The 19397-nt window shown below is 70.9% G+C and carries 16 protein-coding genes and 2 pseudogenes; 10 read left to right on the top strand and 8 right to left on the bottom strand.

Going from position 1 to position 19397, the window contains the following annotated elements:
- Nucleotides 1-212 precede the first annotated feature (212 nt).
- From PBV52_RS48510 to PBV52_RS48495, 4 genes are read right to left on the bottom strand one after another with little or no spacing between them, the layout of a single operon-like run.
- On the bottom strand, nt 213-800 hold the full coding sequence (locus PBV52_RS48510) for a NifU family protein (protein WP_274248437.1): 588 nt from the start codon (nt 798-800) through the stop codon (nt 213-215).
- Between the two features lie 9 nt (nt 801-809).
- Entirely contained in the window at nt 810-2081 is a 1272-nt protein-coding gene (locus PBV52_RS48505; RefSeq protein ID WP_274248436.1) for a ferrous iron transporter B, read from the bottom strand.
- Nucleotides 2036-2752 carry a FeoB small GTPase domain-containing protein gene (locus PBV52_RS48500; protein ID WP_274248434.1) on the bottom strand — a complete coding sequence of 239 codons (717 nt, stop codon included), beginning with the start codon at nt 2750-2752 and terminating at the stop codon, nt 2036-2038. Before PBV52_RS48500 ends, PBV52_RS48505 begins: the two co-directional genes overlap by 46 nt.
- Before the next feature lie 2 nt (nt 2753-2754).
- Complete coding sequence (locus PBV52_RS48495; RefSeq protein ID WP_274248432.1) at nt 2755-3060, bottom strand: FeoA family protein; 306 nt, start codon at nt 3058-3060, stop codon at nt 2755-2757.
- Between the two features lie 1087 nt (nt 3061-4147).
- Between PBV52_RS48495 and epsC the strand changes: the two genes are divergently transcribed.
- The 4 genes from epsC (at nt 4148) to PBV52_RS48475 (ending at nt 7129) form a co-directional block, all read left to right on the top strand.
- Nucleotides 4148-4735: a serine O-acetyltransferase EpsC gene (epsC, locus tag PBV52_RS48490; RefSeq protein ID WP_274248430.1), complete on the top strand. Its 588-nt coding sequence runs from the start codon at nt 4148-4150 to the stop codon at nt 4733-4735.
- Nucleotides 4732-5670, top strand: a complete 939-nt coding sequence (gene cysK / locus PBV52_RS48485) for a cysteine synthase A (RefSeq protein WP_274248429.1) — start codon at nt 4732-4734, stop codon at nt 5668-5670. Before epsC ends, cysK begins: the two co-directional genes overlap by 4 nt.
- A gap of 249 nt (nt 5671-5919) precedes the next feature.
- Nucleotides 5920-6765 (top strand): class I SAM-dependent methyltransferase, encoded by an 846-nt coding sequence (locus tag PBV52_RS48480; RefSeq protein ID WP_274248426.1) that lies wholly within the window; start codon nt 5920-5922, stop codon nt 6763-6765.
- 13 nt (nt 6766-6778) lie between these two features.
- On the top strand, nt 6779-7129 hold the full coding sequence (locus tag PBV52_RS48475; RefSeq protein ID WP_274248424.1) for a cupin domain-containing protein: 351 nt from the start codon (nt 6779-6781) through the stop codon (nt 7127-7129).
- Between the two features lie 29 nt (nt 7130-7158).
- Here PBV52_RS48475 and PBV52_RS48470 read toward each other — a convergent pair whose 3' ends face one another.
- The 3 genes and pseudogenes from PBV52_RS48470 to PBV52_RS48460 form a co-directional block, all read right to left on the bottom strand.
- Nucleotides 7159-7860: a PE-PGRS family protein gene (locus PBV52_RS48470; RefSeq protein WP_274248422.1), complete on the bottom strand. Its 702-nt coding sequence runs from the start codon at nt 7858-7860 to the stop codon at nt 7159-7161.
- A 479-nt stretch (nt 7861-8339) separates the two neighbouring features.
- Nucleotides 8340-9332 (bottom strand): nitroreductase, encoded by a 993-nt coding sequence (locus PBV52_RS48465; RefSeq protein ID WP_274248420.1) that lies wholly within the window; start codon nt 9330-9332, stop codon nt 8340-8342.
- 247 nt (nt 9333-9579) lie between these two features.
- Nucleotides 9580-9747: pseudogene (locus tag PBV52_RS48460) on the bottom strand (type I glyceraldehyde-3-phosphate dehydrogenase); the annotation flags it as partial.
- Between the two features lie 669 nt (nt 9748-10416).
- Between PBV52_RS48460 and PBV52_RS48455 the strand changes: the two are divergent.
- From PBV52_RS48455 to ptsP, 4 genes and pseudogenes are all read left to right on the top strand, one after another.
- Nucleotides 10417-11211 (top strand): universal stress protein, encoded by a 795-nt coding sequence (locus tag PBV52_RS48455; RefSeq protein ID WP_274248419.1) that lies wholly within the window; start codon nt 10417-10419, stop codon nt 11209-11211.
- A gap of 123 nt (nt 11212-11334) precedes the next feature.
- Nucleotides 11335-12381, top strand: a complete 1047-nt coding sequence (locus PBV52_RS48450) for a zinc-dependent alcohol dehydrogenase (RefSeq protein WP_274248417.1) — start codon at nt 11335-11337, stop codon at nt 12379-12381.
- A 105-nt stretch (nt 12382-12486) separates the two neighbouring features.
- Nucleotides 12487-15171: a pyruvate, phosphate dikinase gene (gene ppdK, locus PBV52_RS48445; protein ID WP_274248415.1), complete on the top strand. Its 2685-nt coding sequence runs from the start codon at nt 12487-12489 to the stop codon at nt 15169-15171.
- A 113-nt stretch (nt 15172-15284) separates the two neighbouring features.
- Nucleotides 15285-16987: pseudogene (ptsP, locus tag PBV52_RS48440) on the top strand (phosphoenolpyruvate--protein phosphotransferase).
- A gap of 362 nt (nt 16988-17349) precedes the next feature.
- On the opposite strand, the gene PBV52_RS48435 reads toward ptsP, so the two are convergent.
- Nucleotides 17350-17979, bottom strand: a complete 630-nt coding sequence (locus tag PBV52_RS48435; RefSeq protein ID WP_274248413.1) for an NADPH-dependent F420 reductase — start codon at nt 17977-17979, stop codon at nt 17350-17352.
- Between the two features lie 190 nt (nt 17980-18169).
- Between PBV52_RS48435 and PBV52_RS48430 the strand changes: the two genes are divergently transcribed.
- Both PBV52_RS48430 and PBV52_RS48425 read left to right on the top strand, forming a co-directional pair.
- On the top strand, nt 18170-18850 hold the full coding sequence (locus PBV52_RS48430) for a DUF4389 domain-containing protein (protein WP_274248411.1): 681 nt from the start codon (nt 18170-18172) through the stop codon (nt 18848-18850).
- Nucleotides 18847-19212: a hypothetical protein gene (locus PBV52_RS48425; RefSeq protein ID WP_274248409.1), complete on the top strand. Its 366-nt coding sequence runs from the start codon at nt 18847-18849 to the stop codon at nt 19210-19212. Before PBV52_RS48430 ends, PBV52_RS48425 begins: the two co-directional genes overlap by 4 nt.
- Nucleotides 19213-19397 lie beyond the last annotated feature (185 nt).

Here is a 19397-nt window from a genome sequence, read left to right as displayed (position 1 = left end):
CTGACCACCCCGCGCTCGACTCCGCCGAACTGATGGTCCTTTAGAGCTCGTACCACGGTCATGACGCAGGCTTGCTGAGGCGCCGCCAGCAGATGAGGTCGCAGGCCAGGGATACGAATGCGTCGTGGAGTTCGGTGCGGCGTTCCCATTGGCCGAAGCACAGCCCAGTGGCCACGTCGGCGTAGTCAGGGGGACGCTCCGTGGCTGCCGTATCAATCGCTGGGGTCCAGGACGGTCCGGGACGCTCGTTGGTCGGCCGGTTTCACCGTTGAGGCGATGTTCCGGACTCCCAGCAGACCGGGCTGGCGTCGCCGCAGTTGGCGCTCCAGACGCTGATGCAGCGTGAACCAGGAAGCAGGGCAGCCGCGGCAAGCGCCGCCGAGGCGGACGGTGACGACGCCGTCGCGTACGCCGACGAGGTCGATCGTGCCGCCATGGGACCGGGCGAAGTCACCCACCTGTCCGGCGAGGACCTCTCGTGCCGCGCCGTACAGCAGCCTGTCGTCATGCCGGTGGTCCTGACCGGCGGCCGGGGTCCATCCCGCATGGTCGTCGAGGGCGGCATGCAGCGCGGTGCGGACCCGGGCGCCCTCCTCTCGCCAGGTGCGGTCCACGCCGAGACAGGTGACGACGGCCGTGGATTCCAACGTGATCCGGGCGAGGGTGCCGTCGGCCAGCAGGGCAGCAAGAGGTGCGGGCACCTCGGCGAATGGGCCGGTGGTGGTGAGGGTTCCAGCGGGGACGATCCAGCGCAGCCGATCAGGTCGGCCGGGGACTTGTTGGGGGTATATGGGGATCATCAGGTCGGCTCACCCGCCCAGCAGGACGGTGGCCGTTCGGGCCAGGTAGGCCATCAGCCAGGCCAGGACCGTCAGGTAGGTGAAGGCGATCGTCGGCCATCTCCAGGTGCCGGTCTCGCGGCGCAGGACCGCCACCGTGGCCATGCACTGCAGCGCGTACACGAAGTAGACCAGCAGTGCGGCGATGGTGGGCGCCGTGAACACCGGCTCGCCGGCGCGCGGCCCGTCAGGGTAGGTCATGTTCCCCAGCGCCTGCGCCGGCTGTTCGGGGTCCTCGGCGGCGGCGACCTGTCCGAGGCTGGCGACGAAGGTCTCCCGGGCGGCCTGGGCGGACAGAACGCCGACGTTGATACGCCAGTCGAAGCCCTGCGGGTCGAAGACGGGGGCGACAAGGCGGCCCAGGTCGGCGGCGTAGCTGTGGTCGACGGTGTAGGCGGACACGGCGACGGAGTCGGTGGTGTCGATGCCGGCCGCGCGCAGCTGCGCGTCCGTGTGCAGTGGCAGGTTCAGCAGCAGCCACAGCACGACGCTGGTGGCGACGATGACGGTCGTGCACTTGTGCAGGAAGGCGCGCGCGGAGGACCACATCGCCACCAGCACCGCGCGCGGGGCGGGCAGCCGGTAGGGCGGCAGCTCCATGGAGAACGGCATCGCCTGGCCGCGGCGGTCCCCGATCGTCTTGAACACCCAGGCGGCCAGCATCGCCGAGACCGCGCCCAGCAGATACAGGCCGAACATGACCAGGCCCTGCGCGCCGAACGGACCGACCGTGACAGAGGGGTCGACCAGCAGGCCGATGAGCAGAACGTAGACCGGCAGCCGCGCCGAGCAGGTCATCAGCGGGGCGGCCATCATCGTGGCCAGGCGGTCCCGGGCCGAGGGCAGGGTGCGGGTGGCCATGATGCCGGGGATCGCGCAGGCAAACGACGACAGCAGCGCCACGAAGGCCCGGCCCTCCAGACCGAAGCGGGCCATCACCCGATCCATCAGGAAGGCCGCTCGCGCCATGTATCCCACGCCCTCCAGCAGGGCCAGGAGCAGGAACAGCAGCACGATCTGCGGGACGAACACCAGCACGCCGCCGACACCGCCGATGAGGGCATCGCCCAGCAAACCGGACAGCCACGGACTGCCGACCTGGGCGTCCACCTGGACCGACAACCACGCGAACAGCGACTCCACCCCGTCCTGCAACGGGGCTGCCAGGGTGAAGACGGTCTGGAAGAACAGCATCATCACCGCGAAGAAGACCGCTGTCCCCCACAGCGGATGCAGCAGCACCGCATCGATGCGCTGGGTGATCCGGTGGCGCTCCGGGGCCGGTAGCCGGCGAAGGCGAGGACCGACTCCGCCCAGGCGTCCCGCTCGCCCGGCTCGGTGGGCGGTGCCAAGGCCGGAGTGGGCCAGGCGCGCCACGTGGTGAGCTGCTCGCGCAACTGCCCGATGCCCAGCCCACGGTGGCCGACCACGGGCAACACCGGCACGCCGAGCGCCTGCCTCAACGCGTCGACGTCCAGGTGGCCCTGACGGCGGGACAGTTCGTCGGTGAAGGTCACCACGACACAGGTCGGCAGCCCGCGGGCCAGGACCTGGGCGACGAACCCGAGGGAGCGCCGCAGCGTGGTGGCGTCCGCCACGACCAGCAGCGCGTCAGGCCGGTCGGCGCCCTCGAGTCGTCCGTCCAGCACGTCGACCGTGATCTGCTCGTCGGGGCTGATCGGCTCCAGGCCGTAGGTGCCCGGCAGGTCCTCGACCAAGTGCCGGTGGTGGCCTGTCCGGGTGGTCCCGACGTAGCGGGACACGGTCACCCCGGGGTAGTTGCCGGTCTTGGCATGCAGGCCTGTGAGGCCGTTGAAGACGCTGGTCTTGCCCGAGTTGGGGGCGCCGACCAGGGCGATCCGTGGCGCCTCGGTCAGGGTGGCGTCCGCGCCGCCCTCGTCGTGGCAGCTCACGCTCACCGCTCCGCCTCGGTCACGTGCACGCGCTCCGCCTGCGCGCGGCGCAGGCACACCTCGTAGTCGCTGACCCGGTAGAGGACGGGTTCACGCAAGGGCGCCCGGCGTACCACCTCCACGACCGCTCCAGGGGTGAAGCCGAGGTCGTGCAACCGGCGGGCGACAGTGGGCTCCCCTTCAGCGACGACGCCTAGCACGGCGGCTCGGGCACCGGGTGCCAGATCCGCCAGAGAGAGCGGTACGGCATCGATGACGGTGGTCCCCCGGCCGCCTGCTTCCTCGAACACCCCATCAGTGCCACTCATGTGCGTCTCCACCACATCGTGCCGGGCAGATCCGCCCAGCAAAAGATCACCAACATGGTGAAGTTAGCCTTACCTGTGTGCGGGAGACCTGGGGCTTGTGGCCCTCAGGCATGGGCCCCTTGGCCCCATCAACCCGGACCACGCGGACCACGCGGACCACGCGGACCACAACAGCGAGCCGACTCTCAAACGGGCAGGCGCACGTCAGGTTGCGGTACGCGACGGGATACAGAACGATCTCGGCGGCGCCGAGTTGGGGCAGCAGAAGGCTGTTGCAGCAGGCGACCAGCCCGAAGCGGGGCTTCTGGGCGGCGGCCGGGCCGCGACGCACAGCGCCTCGTCGCAGCGGCCAAGGGCAGACTTGCCGCAGGCGGGCACAGCACTCCGCATCGGCGCCCAGCGTGTCGGGGCGCGTCCGGCCGCCCCGCCCGGGACGGGTGTGGCGGCCGGACGGTGACCGAGCGGGGAGGGACACCGCTTCCAACTGCGGCCTCTGGATAGGAGAACGCGCAGCCAGCAGTTGGAGGCGGCGGTCCGTGGCCCTCTTCCCGTTCGGTTCCGGGAGGCAGCATCGCTTGACGAGGCAAGGGGGTGCTCGGGCCGAACGGCCCCATTGCCGCGGGCTGTAGGTCCCGTACCGCGAGCGACGATCGGGACCGTCCGGCCCATCCACACCAGGCGCTTCGGACCGGGCGCCGCATCGGGACCGGGCCGTAGCGTTCCCTGACATGGACAACGGCACGACCGCGGTGGCTTCGGAACCCACGACGAGGGGGCACGTCGACTCGTCGCACGGCAGGGACTGGCGCGATGTCAATTCCCCGCGCTCCGACACCTGCCCTGTGCCGCAGGTGCGGAGGGCTTCCCCTCCTCTGCCTCTTCGACGTGAGGCTGCACCGGCCCGCGGTGGGCCGCGCGCACCGTTGGCAGGGGCGCCTGTGCAGCCGTCACGGCAGTGACCGACCTCCGTCGGCCCCAGCCCAACACCCCTCCGCCCCGCTGCCGGCGCGGCCCGTCGAGCATGGCGTGCCACCCCGACACCACGCCCACCGGCTCCATGCCGCGCCCGGCCCACAGAAAGACGCGCATGATCCTCGAAGATCTCCGAACGGCCTGCCGCAAGGACCCGGCCCTGCACGGTGTCCATGTGGTCGAAGTCCTGCTGTACCCCGGCCTGTGGGCGATCTGGGCCCACCGGCTCGCCCACAAGCTGTACCGGCTCGGTGTGCCACTGCTGCCCCGTCTGCTGTCCCAGCTCACCCGCGCGCTGACCGGCATCGAGATCCACCCGGGCGCGGTCGTCGGCCGCCGCTGCTTCATCGACCACGGCATGGGCGTGGTGATCGGTGAGACTGCGGTCCTGGGCGACGACGTGATGCTGTATCACCGCGTCACCCTGGGCGGCACCGGCTGGTGGACCGACGCGAAGGCCGCCAAGCGGCATCCCACCATCGGCGACCGGGTGGTCCTAGGCGTCGGCGCCACCGTCCTCGGCCCCGTGCACGTCGGCCACGACGCGATCGTCGGCGCGCACGCCCTGGTTCTGCGCGACGTCCCCGCCCACTCCCACGTCCGGACCGCACATACCGCCTCCGTCACCCATCTTCCTGACACAGCAACGACACCCCACGCCGGGGTCCTCACCCCCTCGGACGAGAAAGAAGGACGACCATGACGGCGACACGCCCCTCGTTCATTCCCTCGATCACGGCGCTGATAGGCCGCACCCCCCTGGTGGCGCTGCGCCGCTACGGCGCGGACCTGCCCGTGCGCCTGGTCGTGAAGCTGGAGTCCGCCAACCCCGGCGGCAGCGTCAAGGACCGCATCGCCCTGGCGATGATCGAGGACGCCGAAACCACCGGCGCGCTCCGGCCCGGGCAGGGCATCGTCGAACCGACCAGCGGCAACACCGGCATCGGCCTGGCCATGGTGGCCGCCGCCAAGGGCTACCCGGTCACGTTCACCATGCCCGAGAGCATGAGCACCGAGCGGCGCGCCCTGCTGCGCGCCTACGGCGCCGAGCTCATCCTGACCCCGGCCGCCGAGGGCATGACCGGCGCGGTCGCCCGCGCCACCGAACTGGCCGAGCGCCACGGCTGGTTCATGCCGCAGCAGTTCCGCAACCCGGCCAACCCCGACGCTCACCGCCGCACCACTGCCCAGGAGATCTGGCAGGACACCGCCGGACAGGTCGACATCCTGGTGGCCGGCGTCGGCACCGGCGGCACCGTCACGGGCGTCGGCCAGGTCCTCAAGGAGAAGAACCCCGACATCACCGTGGTGGCCGTGGAACCGGCGGAGTCGGCCGTCCTGTCCGGCGGCTCCCCCGGCCCGCACCGCATCCAGGGCCTCGGCGCCGGCTTCGTCCCCGATGTCCTCGACACCGAGGTCTACGACACCGTGCAGCGCGTCTCCGCACCCGAGGCCCGTGCCGCGGCCAGGCGCCTGGCACGCACCGAGGGCATCCTCACCGGAGTCTCCGGCGGAGCCGCTCTTCACGCGGCCACCACCGTCGCCCACTACCCACAGCACAAGGGCGCCCTGATCGTCGTCGTCCTGCCCGACAGCGGGGAGCGTTACCTCAGCACGGACCTGTTCCACGACGAATAGCGGCACCACGGAGCCGGAACACAGAGGAAAGCCATGAACCGCACGGTTCACGGGCGCGCCCACTGTCGCCGCCTGGTAGCGGGCTGATCCCGCTTGCTCGTGCAGACGTGCTTCCGGCCTGCTGACGCCGCCTGCCGGGACGGGTCCACTGGCCCCTTCAATCGGGACGTTCGGCCCCCGCAGCCCACCATCACTCCGAGTTAGGTTCACCTAAGTAGTACCGATGCAGGCAGAGAGCGAGGCACGACCATGGCATCGACGGACCATTCGGCCCTGCAGAAGAACATCCCCGTTCCCGGCGACGGACTGGACGCCGCCCGCATGCCCGGCCACTGGCTGCTGGCCCGCCTGGGCAAGCGGGTGCTGCGCCCCGGCGGTGTGGAGCTGACCCGGTGGATGCTGGACGCCCTGGGCGTGGATCCGGAGGACCGGGTGGTGGAGCTGGCCGCCGGCCTGGGAGCCACCGCCCGGCTGACCCTCGCCCGCCGCCCGGCCTCCTACACCGCAGTCGACCGCGACGCCACCGCCGTGGCCGCACTCAGCGCCCTCACCGCCCCGGGCCCGACCCAGGTGCGCGCCGTACGGTCGGACGCCGCGGACACCAGGTTGCCGGAAGGTGACGCCACCGTCGTGTACGGCGAGGCGATGTTGACCATGCAGCCCGAACCCGCCAAGCGGCGCATTGTACGCGAGGCCCGCCGGCTGCTCGACGGCTCCACCGGCCGGTACGCCATCCACGAACTGTGCCTGCTGCCCGACGATCTCGACCCGGCACTCGCCGAGCGGATCACTCATGACCTGCACGAGGCCATCCACGTCGGTGCCCGCCCCCTGACCCCCACCGCCTGGAGTGAGCTGCTCGCCGCCGAGGGCTTCACGGTCACCGCCCACAAGACGGCACCGATGGCACTGCTCGAACCACGCCGGCTCGTCGCCGACGAGGGGCTGGTCCCCGCGCTGCGCATCGCCGGCAGGGCACTGCGCAACCCAACTGCCCTGCGCCGTGTGCTGCACATGCGCCGCGTCTTCCAACGCCACAGCGGCCATCTGGGCGCGATCAGTCTGCTCGCCGTCCCCACACCGTCCCAGCCCTGAGGAGGAACCCCTCATGACCGCCACCGTGATCACCGACCTGGCCGCCGAACTGACCGTGCCCGAGGACGGCACGCTCAGCCGGGTCCTGTACCGCGACGACCGCCTGCGCGTGGTCGGCTTCGCCTTCGCCGCCGGCCAGGAACTGACCGAGCACACCTCCGCCCTGCCCGTCGTCATCCAGGTCGTCCAGGGCCGTCTCGACCTCGTCCTGGGCGAGGAGAAGACGGAGGCAACGCCTGGGAGTTGGATCCACTTGCCCGCGCGGCTACCGCACACCGTGCGCGCCACCGAGCCCAGCGTCATGCTGCTGACCATGCTGCCCGTCCCGGAGTCGTCCGGATCCGGGGTGCCTTCTGCGGCATGACCGACGCCCGGCCGTGCGCGCTGCCCTGATCAGCGCACCAGCGCCGCTGCCACCCTGGGCGGCAGCACGTCGCACAGGTCGGTGACCTGAACGTGGCCGGCGTGCCGCCCGGTGAACTGCGCGACGGAGACGTCCAAGGAGCCGAAGGACTCCTCGAACACGCGGCGCGCGTGCGGGGTGCGGTCCAGCGCCCAGGCCGCCGTCGCCGTGGAGGTACGCAGGAACCGGCCGGGCTCGGGCCCCACGACGAACAGCTCGGCGCGACGGCCCGTGCGGTCGGCCGCAAGCATGACCAGGTCCTTGAACGTCTGCCGCTTGCGCATGGCGTCCGCGCCGCGCCACCGCGCGAGTTTGAACTCCGCCACCCGCCGGTCCGTCTCCAGATCGAACGGCCGGTGCGGGTCGTTGCCGGCGGCAAGCGAAGGACGTACGGCGATCTCCTCCCCGCCCTCCAGGACATGGGGCAGTGCCAGCACGATCCCGGCCGCGTGGATGAGATCGTTCAGCCGGCCGAGGCTCTCGCGCACGGTCAGGGCCGCCACCATCAGTTCAGGACCGATACCCCGGGCGGCGGCCATGTCACCGACCTCCCTGGCGGGTCTGCCCGTCAGGTCCCGCTCCAGTGAGGCGATGGCCGCGGTCAACGGCTCGGCGCCCAGGAAGTCCGCCAACAGCGCCACAGCGTCGCCCAGTTGAGGAGCACCCATGCCATCGCCCGCTTCGTCTGTCATGAACGGCATTGTGCCCTGCGGCGCTTCGGCAGCCAGCCGGGCCCAGCCGACCCCTGTTCGGGCTACTCGGCGAACACGGTGTCGTAGAACCGCGCTGTGATCTCGGTCAGAGCTCCACAAACGGCGGGCAGGGTGGTCCGCACGACCGTGGCCGACTCGGGTGAAAGCATGGATCTCCTCGGCAGCGGAGGTGGGCAAGGAGGACCGAGCTCACGACCGTGGCCGGGGCGCGCCTGTCGCACAGCTTGGCGCATCAGCCTTCACAGTGGCCCTGTCGGCTCAGAACCGGGGCCGGACACCCTGCCGGGCCCGATGGTCGGCCCGGTCGCCGCGTGTCACCAGCCCGGACGCCTCCACCGGCCCAGCTGCATCGGCATGTCGGCCTCGTTTTCGAACGTGTCACCAGCGACCGCAGAGGCAGACACCCCACTTGAAGTTCCGTGCCCGTCGCGCCCCTCGCCTACCGGCCCGTGACGCAGTCAGGTGATCTCGAGAACGTCCCGTACGGGGCGGCGAGGCGTCCCGGGGCCTCGCGGGCCGTAGCCCAGACGCAGCACCATCTGCACCTGCCCGGTGCCCGACGCCGGGTCACGGGCCAGCAGGCGCAGCTCGGGCTCTTCCAGGGCGTGAGAGGTCAGGGAGGTTGCCAGGTCGGCCAGGGTGGCCTCCAGCAGGACGCGTTCCAGTGCCTGCCCGGCGCGCAGCCACTCGGCAGGGCCCTCGCCGCGGGTGCTCAGCAGGGCCAGATGCGGCGTGTGCTCGAAGGCGGTGGTACCACGGTCGGCCACCGGACGCCGTCCGGCGAAGTCCCGTACAGGGGCCTTGCCGTTGCGTTTCCGCGGCCCAAAGGCGTACTCGGGCACGCCGTCGACGGCGGTGTCCGCCTCCGCTCCGAGCCGGGTCCAGCGAACCAGGTCCTCGTTGGCACCGGGGTCCATGAGGTCGCGGCTCTCGGCGTCGTGGACCAGGTCGAGCACGGTCTCGGCATGCCAGGGGCCAGGGAAGAGCAGGGCGGCTCCCTCCTGTGCTGCCGCGTCCTGCAAGGCGGCCCGCACGTCCTCGGGAATGTCCTTCTCCGCGAAGGGATGGCGGCTTGTGTGCCGCTGCCGGATCGCCGGGTGCAGCCGCGCCAGGCCCTCGTCCCGCGCACCGCCGACCGCGTCAGTCAGATGGACGGCGGCAAGCAGCAGTGGGTCGTCAGGCTCGGGCAGCAGAGTCGTCTTCGAGACGAGGTCCGCGTGTGCCGCGGCGACGCGCAGGTTGAGCAGCGCTGCCCCGCAGCCGATGTGCAGTGCCCGGTTGTCGGGATCGGACCGGGGCATGGCCCGCCTGGCGTCGGCATGCAGCAGCACAGAACGCTCGTCGGTCCGGTAGTGGAAGCGCCATGGCTGCGCGTTGTGCATGGACGGGGCCGCGGTGGCTTCGGCCACCAGTGTGGTCACCGTCTTCTCATCGAGTGGTCGCGAAGCCATGACCTCCTCCTCCCACGTCGCCCAGGCGACGCAGATCCGAACCACCGGGTACCCGGAGAGCGGTTGCGGGCACCACTGCGACCGCGGCGGTCGGTCCGCGCACGACGGCCGGATTCCACCCGCCGGAACCGCTTGGTCCCGCGGCCCTCCGCGCTTCCTACGTGCGCCCTACTCCAGACACCATGGGCACGAGGGGACACGCAAGGTCCCCATCGTCCCCCAGATGGGTCCGATCGGCCCTCCTGCATGCGGTCACCTGACGGTCCGAGACGACACTCAGGTCGGTCAGCAAGCCGTCCTTCACCGGCACACGCACGGCGACGCCGTCCAAGGTGCCGGCCAGCTCCGCCAGGAGCAGCCCGACGGCTCGAGCGGCGCCCGTGCTGGTGGGGATGATGCTCACGGTGGCGCTGCGGCCCGGCCAAATGCAGCATGGTCCGCGACGCCAGGGGCTGCCGGAACGGCGCACTGTCAGGACACGGAGTGGGCACCGCTGGGACGCGCAGGGTCTCGGGTGTCAGCGCGGTGACCGGCCGCGTACGTCCGTCCATGTAGGAGAGGAACCGTCTCTTCAACTCGGCCGGCGTCAGCACGGTGTCCTTCAGGCGCGGGTGGATCCTGGGTGCCACGAAGATGTACCTGGTGGGAAGGGTCCTGGTCGTCTCCACAGCCGCCGCGAACGGTTTGATCATCTCCGGCAGCGCGTCGTCGAGCGTCAGGCCATCGGAGTAGTGCTTGCACTGGTAGCAGTGCCACTCACCGTTCAGCCTCTGTTCGCTCATGAAGGCCACTACATCGGCGCCGCGGTCGTTGGTCCCACCGATGATTTCGACGCCGAGATAGCCGAACTCGTCCTTTCGCATGCGGACCCACTCGCAGGTGAACTGCTCCCACTGGTCCGCCTCCCAGTAGAAGACCTGCTGCAGCGGCGTTCGCGTGTCGAACCGGTTGTGCGACACCACCGACGGCGGGAGCACGTACTGCGACACGGCTATGCCCTCTGCGCCCATCCCACCGCCGTCCTGCGGTAGTTCGTCCACCGTTCCTGGAGACTGAGCGGGAGTGAGTCCTGTTGCCAGGTCTCATGCTCAGCCGAACGCCCCGGACGTTGTTGGGCGTTCTGGTTGCCCGCGTTCACTCCGCGTCCGGCGCGCAGGACCTGGACGCGCAGAAGCAGTGGGCCCTGCGCATGCTGCGGGAGGCCGAGGAGGAGCTGCGCGGGCGGCATCCGGAGCTGACGGTCAGCACCGAGCAGATCTCCGACACCGCGGCCGAGGTGCTGCTGGGCCAGGCGGAGAAGGCCGAGATGCTGGTGCTGGGCTCCACCGGTCACGGCGCCATTGCAGGGTTCCTGCTCGGCTCCGTGGGGCAGCAGGTGCTGGCCCGGGCAAACAGTCCGGTGGTCATGGTGCGGGCGAACGCCCGCTCGGCCGCCAAGCACGACGGTGGGCAGGTCGTGGTCGGGCTCGACGACCTGGGCGACCCGGCCGCGCCGCTGCTGGAATTCGCCTTCGACGCGGCCGCCGCTCGCAGGACCGCGCTGCGCGCCGTGCACGCGCCGAGCCTGCCGCCGCTGTACGGACATGGCCCGGTTGTGGGACAGCTGGCCAGCCAGGAAGGCGGCATCACGGGGCAAGCGGAGAAGGCACTGTCCGACGCTCTCAAGCCGTGGCAGGAGAAGTACCCGCAAGTCCCGGTCGCCCACACGGTCGATCTCGCCCGCCCGTCCGGAGTCGTACTGCGGGCCGCCGCGCAGGCCGGACTCGTGGTGGTCGGCCGCCGGGTGCACCGGCCGGCGCTCGGTATGCGCATTGGGCCTGTGGCCCACGCTGTGCTGCACCATGCCGCAGCCCCGGTCGCCGTAGTGCCTCACGACTGAGGGCCGGATTCCGCTCGGCTTGGCCGGGTGGCCCCACCGCCGGGGACGTCCAGTACCTGCCGCCGCAGCGCGGCCCGTTCGACCCTGGAACCGCACCGACCAGACAGACCTGAGGAGCATCACATGAAGGCAGCAGTCGTCCGGTCCTTCGGCGAGCCGCTGGTGATCGAGGAGCGCCCGGACCCGGAGCCCGGATTTGGCCAGGTCCGCATTCGCCTGGAGGCGTCCGGGCTGTGCCACACCGACATCCACGCGGCGCACGGTGACTGGCCGGTCAAGCCCACCCCGCCGTTCGTCCCCGGCCACGAGGGCGTCGGCATCGTCGAGGCGCTCGGCGACGGGGTGACCCTCCCCCAGCCTTCGGCCAGGGGGACCCCCATCGCTGCGCTCGCCGTCGGTCAGCGGGTGGTCGTGCCCTGGCTGGGCTGGGCCTGCGGGCGGTGCGAGCACTGCCTGTCCGGCTGGGAGACACTGTGCGAGCAGCAGCAGAACACCGGCTACAGCGTGGACGGCGGCTACGCCGAGAAGATGCTCGCCCCCGCGGACTTCGCCGCTGTGGTCCCCGACGGCATCGACCCTCATGACGCGGCCCCGCTGACCTGCGCCGGCGTGACGACGTACAAGGCGCTGAAGGTCGCCGGAGTCCGCCCGACCCAGCTGGTGGCGATCTCCGGCGTCGGCGGCCTCGGCCACCTCGCCGTGCAGTACGCGAAGATCGCCGGAGCCACCGTCGCCGCGATCGACGTCACCGACGAGAAGCTCGAACTCGCCCGGGAGCTGGGAGCGGACATCCTCATCGACGCCCGCAAGGAGGATCCGGCCGAGGTCCTCAAGCAGCACGGGGGCGCCCATGCCGCGATCGCGCTGGCTGTCAACGAGCAGGCGTTCGCCTCCGTGTACGGCGGTCTGCGGCGCGGCGGCAAGCTGGTCATGGTCGCCCTGCCCGCCGGCGGAACCATCAGCGTGCCGATCTTCGACACCGTCCTGAACGGCACCTCCGTGATCGGTTCCATCGTGGGTACCCGCCAGGACCTGGACGAGGTGTTCCAGCTCCACGCCGCCGGACGCACCAAGGTGATCTACGAGACCCGGCCGCTGGACACCGTCAACGACTCCATCGCCGAAGTCCTCAACGGGCAGATCAAGGCACGCATCGTCTTCGAGATGTGACCCGTCCACGCCTGGCTGCTGCACCTCGCGCACCGACCGAGGTGCAGCTCCGCGAGTGGCCGAGGCGCACTCTCCCTCTGGGAAGCAGGAAGGAAGAACACCGTCATGGACCGTTACGTGTACGCGTTCACCGAGGGCGGCCGTGACATGGCCGACCTGCTCGGCGGCAAGGGCGCCAACCTGGCCGAGATGACCCGCATGGGCCTGCCCGTCCCGCCCGGCTTCACCGTCACCACCGAAGCCTGCCGCGCCTTCCTGGCCACCGGCACCGAGCCGGACAGCCTGGCCCGTGAGATCTCCGACCATCTGACGGCACTGGAGGAGGCCGCCGGGCGGCGGCTCGGGCAGCCGGACGACCCGCTGCTGCTGTCCGTCCGCTCCGGGGCCCGCTTCTCCATGCCCGGCATGATGGAGACGATCCTCGACATCGGCCTCAACGACGAATCGGTTCTCGGCCTGGCGAAGACCTCCGGGAACGAACGCTTCGCCTGGGACTCCTACCGGCGCCTTCTGCAGATGTTCGGCAGCACCGTCATGGGCGTCGACAGTGCACTGTTCGAGACCGTGATGGCCCGCCTCAAGGAGGCCCGCGGCGCGGTGGACGATCTGGGCCTGGACACGGCCGATCTGGCCGGGCTCGTCGAGGCGTACAAGGAGCTGATCCGTCAGGAGACGGGCGAATATTTCCCGCAGTCCCCCGCCGAGCAACTGCGCCAGGCCGTCCTGGCCGTCTTCGAATCCTGGAACGGCGAACGCGCCCGCCTCTACCGCCGCCGCGAGCACATCCCCGACGACCTGGGCACCGCGGTCAACGTGCAGACCATGGTCTTCGGCAATCTCGGTCCCGAGTCCGGCAGCGGCGTCGCTTTCACCCGCGACCCGGCCACCGGGCGCAGCGGCCTGTACGGCGACTATCTGCCCAACGCCCAGGGCGAGGACGTCGTCGCGGGCATCCGCAACACCGTCCCCCTGGACGAACTGGGCCGCCTGAACCCCGAGGCGTTCGCCCAACTCCGCGACCACATGCGGACGTTGGAGACCCACTACCGGGACCTGTGCGACATCGAGTTCACCATCGAGCGCGGCCGACTGTGGATGCTGCAGACCCGGGTCGGCAAGCGCACCGCCGAAGCCGCGTTCGCCATCGCCGCCGAGCTGGTCGACGAGGGACTCATTACCTCCGACGAGGGTCTGGCCCGCGTCAGTGGCGACGGTCTCGCCCGCCTGATGTTCCCCCGCTTCGACACCTCCGCTGTCGGTGAGGCGCTCGCGCACGGCATCCCGGCCTCGCCGGGTGCCGCCGTGGGCGCTGCGGTGTTCGACTCCGCCGAGGCGGTCCGGCGCGCCGCCGCCGGGGAGAAGGTCGTTCTCGTACGGCAGGAGACCACCCCCGACGACCTGCCCGGCATGGTCGCGGCCCAGGCGGTGCTGACCAGCCGGGGCGGCAAGACCAGCCATGCGGCGGTGGTCGCCCGTGGTATGGGCAAGGTGTGCGTGTGCGGTGCCGAAGAGATCGCCGTCGACCCACAGGAGCGCCGCTTCACCGTGGGCGGCACCACCGTCGAGGAGGGCACAGTCATCTCCGTCGATGGCTCGGAAGGCGCCGTGTACGCCGACGCGGCTCCGCTGGTGGACTCGGCGGTGATGCGGTACTTCGAGACCGGCGAAGCCTCGGCCGGGCTGGTCGAGGCTGTGGACGGCGCCATGCGACAGGCCGACGGCGTACGACGGCTGGGGGTCCGGGCCAACGCGGACACGCCCGAGGACGCGGCCCGCGCCCGCCGGTTCGGAGCTGAGGGCATCGGCCTGTGCCGCACCGAGCACATGTTCCTCGGCGACCGGCGGCAGCTGGTCGAGGCGATGATCCTCGCCCGCACCGATGCCGAACGCGAGCGGTCGCTGAAGGCGCTGTTGCCGCTGCAGCGGCAGGACTTCATCGGCATCCTGGAGGCGATGGACGGCCTGCCGGTCACCATCCGGCTCCTGGACCCGCCGCTGCACGAGTTCCTGCCGGACCGCACCGAACTCGCCGTGCGCCTCGCCGCCGCCGAGGCGCACGGCAGCCCGCCGAGCACGCATGACGCCGAACTGCTCGACGCCGTGAACCGTATGCATGAGGAGAACCCGATGCTCGGCCTGCGCGGCGTACGCCTGGGACTGGTGGCACCGGGCCTGGTCGCCATGCAGGTTCGGGCCATCGCCGAGGCGGTCGTCGAGCGCAAGCGAGCAGGTGGCGACCCGCGGGCGGAGATCATGGTGCCCCTGATCGACACGGTGGAGGAACTGCGACTCGTGCGCGAGGAGGTGGAACAGGTACTGGCCGAGGTCAGCACCCATTCCGGCGTCCCCGTGGAGTGCCCGATCGGCACGATGATCGAACTACCGCGGGCCGCCCTCACCGCGGGCCGGATCGCCGAGGAGGCGCAGTTCTTCTCCTTCGGCACGAACGACCTGACCCAGACCACGTGGGGCTTCTCCCGCGATGACGTCGAGGCGGCATTCTTCTCCGCGTACCTCGACAAGGGCATCTTCAAGGTCTCTCCGTTCGAGACGATCGACCGCGACGGCGTGGGCCGACTGGTCCAGATCGCCGTCGCCGAAGGCCGCGCCGCACGCCCCGGGCTGAAGATCGGCGTCTGCGGCGAGCATGGAGGAGACCCGGACTCGGTGCACTACTTCCACGCCGTGGGGCTCGACTACGTCTCCTGCTCGCCGTTCCGTGTCCCGGTCGCCCGTCTGGAGGCCGGACGGGCCGCACTACCCGGGACCGAGGCCAGCGACAGCCGGTGACACACGAGCCGGGGATGAAGGTCCGGCGTCGGTCCTGTGAGCCGCCGGCCGCCATGTGAGACGACGACGATGTGCGGCGGTGCGCCACCGCACCTATTCGGAGAACAGGCACGATGGAGACAACGTTTCGAGGCGTCGGTGTCAGCCAGGGTGTGGTGATCGGCACGGTACGCCACATGGGGACCGCGGTCCTGCAGCCGCCCGACCGGCGGATCCCGTCCGAGGCCGTGCGGGGTGAACAGGGCCGCGCCCGCCGGGCGGCCGACGTGGTTGCCGCGGATCTCACGGCGCGCGGTGCCCTGCCGGCGGTGAGGCACAAGCGGTCCTTGAGGCCCAGGCCCTGATGGCACAGGACCCCGAACTGATGGCGGAGGTCGAGCGGCGTATCGGCGGGGGCAGCTGCGCCGAGCGCGCGGTCTTCGACGCCTTCGCCGCATACCGAGCGTTGCTGGCAAAGGCTGGCGAGTACCTCGCGGGCCGGGTCGCCGATCTGGACGACGTACGCGACCGCATCATCGCCCGGCTGCTCGGAGTGCCCATGCCGATCCTGCCGGACAGCAAGGAACCCTACGTGCTGCTCGCCCGCGATCTTGCCCCAGCGGACACCGCGCTGCTGGACCCAGCCCTGGTGCTGGGCTTCGTGACCGAGCAGGGCGGGCCGACGAGTCACAGCGCCATCCTCGCCCGCGCCCTGGGTGTACCGGCTGTCGTGGCGTTGCCCGGCGCCACCGGGGTGGCCGAGGGCACCGTCGTCGCGGTGGACGGCAGTACCGGCGAGGTGTTCCTGGAGCCGAATGCCCGCAAGCGGGCGGAGCTTGAGCGTCTGGCCGCCGCCCACGAGGCGGCCCTGGCCTCCGCCTCCGGTCCCGGGGGCACCGCGGACGGACACCGGGTGCCGCTGCTGGCGAACATCGGCGGCCCCGCGGACGTACCGGCCGCCCTCGCGGCGGGCGCCGAGGGCGTCGGCCTGTTCCGCACCGAGTTCCTCTTCCTCGACGACAGCAAGCGGGCGCCGTCCGCGGAACGCCAAGTGGAGGCGTACCGCCAGGTGTTCCAGGCATTTCCCCAGGGCCGAGTGGTGGTGCGGGTGCTGGACGCGGGCGCGGACAAGCCGCTGGACTTCCTGACCCCGGCCGACGAGCCGAACCCGGCACTGGGCGTGCGCGGACTGCGCACGCTGCTCGATCACCCCGATGTACTGCACTCGCAGCTGCGGGCACTGGCCACCGCGGCCGCGGGCCTGCCGGTACAGCTGGAGGTGATGGCGCCGATGGTCGCGGACCGCGCGGACGCCAAGGCTTTCGTCGACGCCTGCCGCCAGGCGGGCCTGCGGGCGAAGACCGGCGCGATGGTCGAGATTCCCTCCGCCGCGTTGCGCGCCCGGTCCATTCTCCAGGAGGTCGGGTTCCTGTCGCTGGGCACCAACGACCTCGCGCAGTACACCTTCGCCGCCGACCGACAGGTGGGCGCGCTCGCCCATCTGCAAGACCCGTGGCAGCCCGCCCTCCTCGACCTCGTCGCCGCTGCCGCCGGCGCCGCGAACGCCGAGGGCAAGAGGTGCGGCGTGTGCGGCGAGGCCGCCGCCGACCCACTGCTCGCCTGCGTCCTCACCGGACTCGGCGTCACCAGCCTGTCCATGGGCGCCGCATCACTGCCGTACGTCCGCGCCGAACTGGCCCGGCACACCCTCGCCCAGTGCCGGCGAGCAGCCGCCGCGGCCCGCGCCACGGACACCGCCGAGGAGGCACGCGCCGCGGCCCGCACCGCCATTTCCGGCACGGACGAACGGGTCCGTGCGGCTGCCGGACGCCGCTGACCGCCCCTCGCGCCCTGTCGCATCCGCCGCCACTCGGAACCGGAACGCACGGAACCGGCCAGCTACAGGCGAGGACACGCCATACCCGGACAAGCAGCACGACACCTTCCAGGCAGCAGCCTGACCACACCAGGCGAGCCACCCCGGTCTACACGCGGCGGCTCACCTCGGTGTTTTCGCGCATACGGCGTGAGTCACAGCTCATCGTGGCGCCACCGTCTCCGACAGCAGCGGGACGCACACGTCGTCCACAGACGAAAGAACTCCGACCGCAGACACGCAGACCAGGCGGTGCTCCGGGGCCGAGGCGACGAAGGCTGCCAATAGCGCCTCCCCGGTGGGAGGCCTGTCCAGTCCAGGAATCAGGCGCTGTGGTGGGCGCCCTGGATGTGGAAGTTGAAGTCGGCATTGCCGAAGGCGCCATACAGGCGCAGCCAGATGGGCAGCAGCATCTCGGCGCCACGGGCAGTGGTGATGTCGCCCAGGTCGATGATGTCGCTGGCCGGCCAGCCGAAGGACACGAGCAGTTCGGTGACGGCCGCCTTGGCCTCGGCGTCATCGCCGGAGACGAACACGGTGTGCGCGCCCGGCACACGCGCCGGGGCCACCATGATCTGGGCGTTCATGGTGTTGAGGGTCTTGACGACCTTCGCGTCGGGGAAGGCACTCTGAATCTGCTCGCCGAGGCTGTCGGTGTTGACCGGGTCCAGCAACGGGGGCATGCCCTGGGAGAAGTCCAGGGGGTTGGCGATGTCGATGACCACTTTGCCGGCCAGGTTCGCGGCACCGGCGGAGTGGAGGGCCTCCAGGCTGCTGAGGCCCGCGGTGGTGTTGACCACCACCTCGCAGTGGGCCGCGGCGTCGGCGAAGGTCTCCAGCCGGGCCTGCGGATGCTCGGCCTGCCACTGCGAGTACGGCGGGTTGCCGTAGCCGTCGGGCTCGGTGCGGGCGAGGGTGGCCTTCGGGTCGCGGGTGCCGATTGGCAGCCTCATGGCCGAGAGAGATGAGTTCGGCGTGCGCACTGGGCGGGTGCCGATCCGCTGCGTGCCAGTCGAGGGAAGCCGGGACGGATGGCCCCCGGAACGACTCCGGACGGCCCTCCCCGCGGTGCTCTCTCAGTGGCCACGCTGGTCATGGGCCCGACTAGCAGCTGTCGCTCTGGGCCCGAAGGAGTTGATCGCCATGACAACCCTGGCCGGAACCCCGGACCGTCCGGTCCGGGTGAACGCGGTGCTGGATGCGCCTCTATCCCGGTGGCTGTGGCTGGTGAAGTGGATCCTGGTCATTCCCCACTACGTGGTTCTGTTCTTCCTGTGGATCGCCTTCACGGTGGTGAGCGTGATCACGTTCTTCAGCATCCTGTTCACCGAGCGCTACCCACGCGCGCTGTTCGACTTCAACCTGGGTGTGCTGCGCTGGAGTTGGCGGGTCGCGTACTACTCGTACGGCGCCCTGGGCACCGACCGGTATCCGCCGTTCAGCCTGGGTGAGGAGCCCGACTACCCGGCGCGGCTGGACATCGCCTACCTCGAGCGCCTCTCCCGCGGCCTGGTGCTGGTGAAGTGGTGGCTGCTGGCCATCCCGCACTACATCGTCGTCGGCTTCTTCCTCGGCGGCTGGCACGTCGGCTGGTGGGACGGCGGGCTCGTCGCCGTCCTGACGGTGATCGCCGCCGTGACCCTGGCCTTCACCGAGAAGTACCCGAAGAGCCTGTTCGACCTGATCCTCGGCCTCAACCGGTGGGTGCTGCGGGTCGCCGCCTACGCCGCCCTGATGACCGACACCTATCCGCCGTTCCGACTCGACATGGGCGGCACCGAACCGAGCGATGCGGAGGACCAGTCGTCATCACCGCGCTGGTGAGGGCGTTCCTGATCGTGCATGGACTGCTCCACCTGGGCGTCTGGACGACGCCGGAGCAGCCCGACAGGCCGGCCCCGTTCGATCGCGGGCACTCGTGGGCCCTGGCCGCCGCCCACGTCTCGCCCGCGCCGGCCAGGGCCGTGGCGCTGGCGCTCGCCTGGTACACAGCCCTCGTGTACGTCGTTGCCGGCGCCGGGGTGCTCGCGGGCAGCGGCTGGTGGCCCACCGCAGCTCTCGTGGCCGCCGCCGGCGGGCTTGCCCTCAAGGCGATCTGGTTCGACCCGTGGCTCAGCGTCGGCGTGCTGCTCGACGTGGGCGTCATCGTGGCCGTGGCCTGCACTTGGCCCGCCTCCGTCTACTGAGGACGAGCAGGCCCTTCGATTCACCCTGTGACGACTCGTACGGCCAGCGACTCCCAGCCCTGCCTCGCCCAAAGCGTCCTGGGGAGAAGCTCTCAGCGCAGCAGCAGCCCAGAACCTCGGCCGGATCACCCCGGCCGGGGCTCTTCCGTCGGGCTTGTGCATCTCGCTCAACCGTGACAGGCACT

Origin of the sequence: Streptomyces sp. T12, assembly GCF_028736035.1 — a bacterium.
Classification (GTDB): domain Bacteria; phylum Actinomycetota; class Actinomycetes; order Streptomycetales; family Streptomycetaceae; genus Streptomyces.
The sequence above is the reverse complement of the archived record's forward strand: the minus strand, read 5'-3'. Positions and strand labels throughout refer to the sequence as shown.

Coding starts and splice junctions, on each gene's coding strand:
- ppdK (WP_274248415.1), top strand. CDS start 12,487: ATGGACCGTTACGTGTACGCGTTCACCGAGGGCGGCCGTGACATGGCC.
- PBV52_RS48480 (WP_274248426.1), top strand. CDS start 5,920: ATGGCATCGACGGACCATTCGGCCCTGCAGAAGAACATCCCCGTTCCC.
- PBV52_RS48510 (WP_274248437.1), bottom strand. CDS start 800: ATGATCCCCATATACCCCCAACAAGTCCCCGGCCGACCTGATCGGCTG.
- epsC (WP_274248430.1), top strand. CDS start 4,148: ATGATCCTCGAAGATCTCCGAACGGCCTGCCGCAAGGACCCGGCCCTG.
- cysK (WP_274248429.1), top strand. CDS start 4,732: ATGACGGCGACACGCCCCTCGTTCATTCCCTCGATCACGGCGCTGATA.
- PBV52_RS48430 (WP_274248411.1), top strand. CDS start 18,170: ATGACAACCCTGGCCGGAACCCCGGACCGTCCGGTCCGGGTGAACGCG.
- PBV52_RS48470 (WP_274248422.1), bottom strand. CDS start 7,860: ATGACAGACGAAGCGGGCGATGGCATGGGTGCTCCTCAACTGGGCGAC.
- PBV52_RS48495 (WP_274248432.1), bottom strand. CDS start 3,060: ATGAGTGGCACTGATGGGGTGTTCGAGGAAGCAGGCGGCCGGGGGACC.
- PBV52_RS48455 (WP_274248419.1), top strand. CDS start 10,417: ATGCTCAGCCGAACGCCCCGGACGTTGTTGGGCGTTCTGGTTGCCCGC.
- PBV52_RS48450 (WP_274248417.1), top strand. CDS start 11,335: ATGAAGGCAGCAGTCGTCCGGTCCTTCGGCGAGCCGCTGGTGATCGAG.
- PBV52_RS48465 (WP_274248420.1), bottom strand. CDS start 9,332: ATGGCTTCGCGACCACTCGATGAGAAGACGGTGACCACACTGGTGGCC.
- PBV52_RS48475 (WP_274248424.1), top strand. CDS start 6,779: ATGACCGCCACCGTGATCACCGACCTGGCCGCCGAACTGACCGTGCCC.
- PBV52_RS48435 (WP_274248413.1), bottom strand. CDS start 17,979: ATGAGGCTGCCAATCGGCACCCGCGACCCGAAGGCCACCCTCGCCCGC.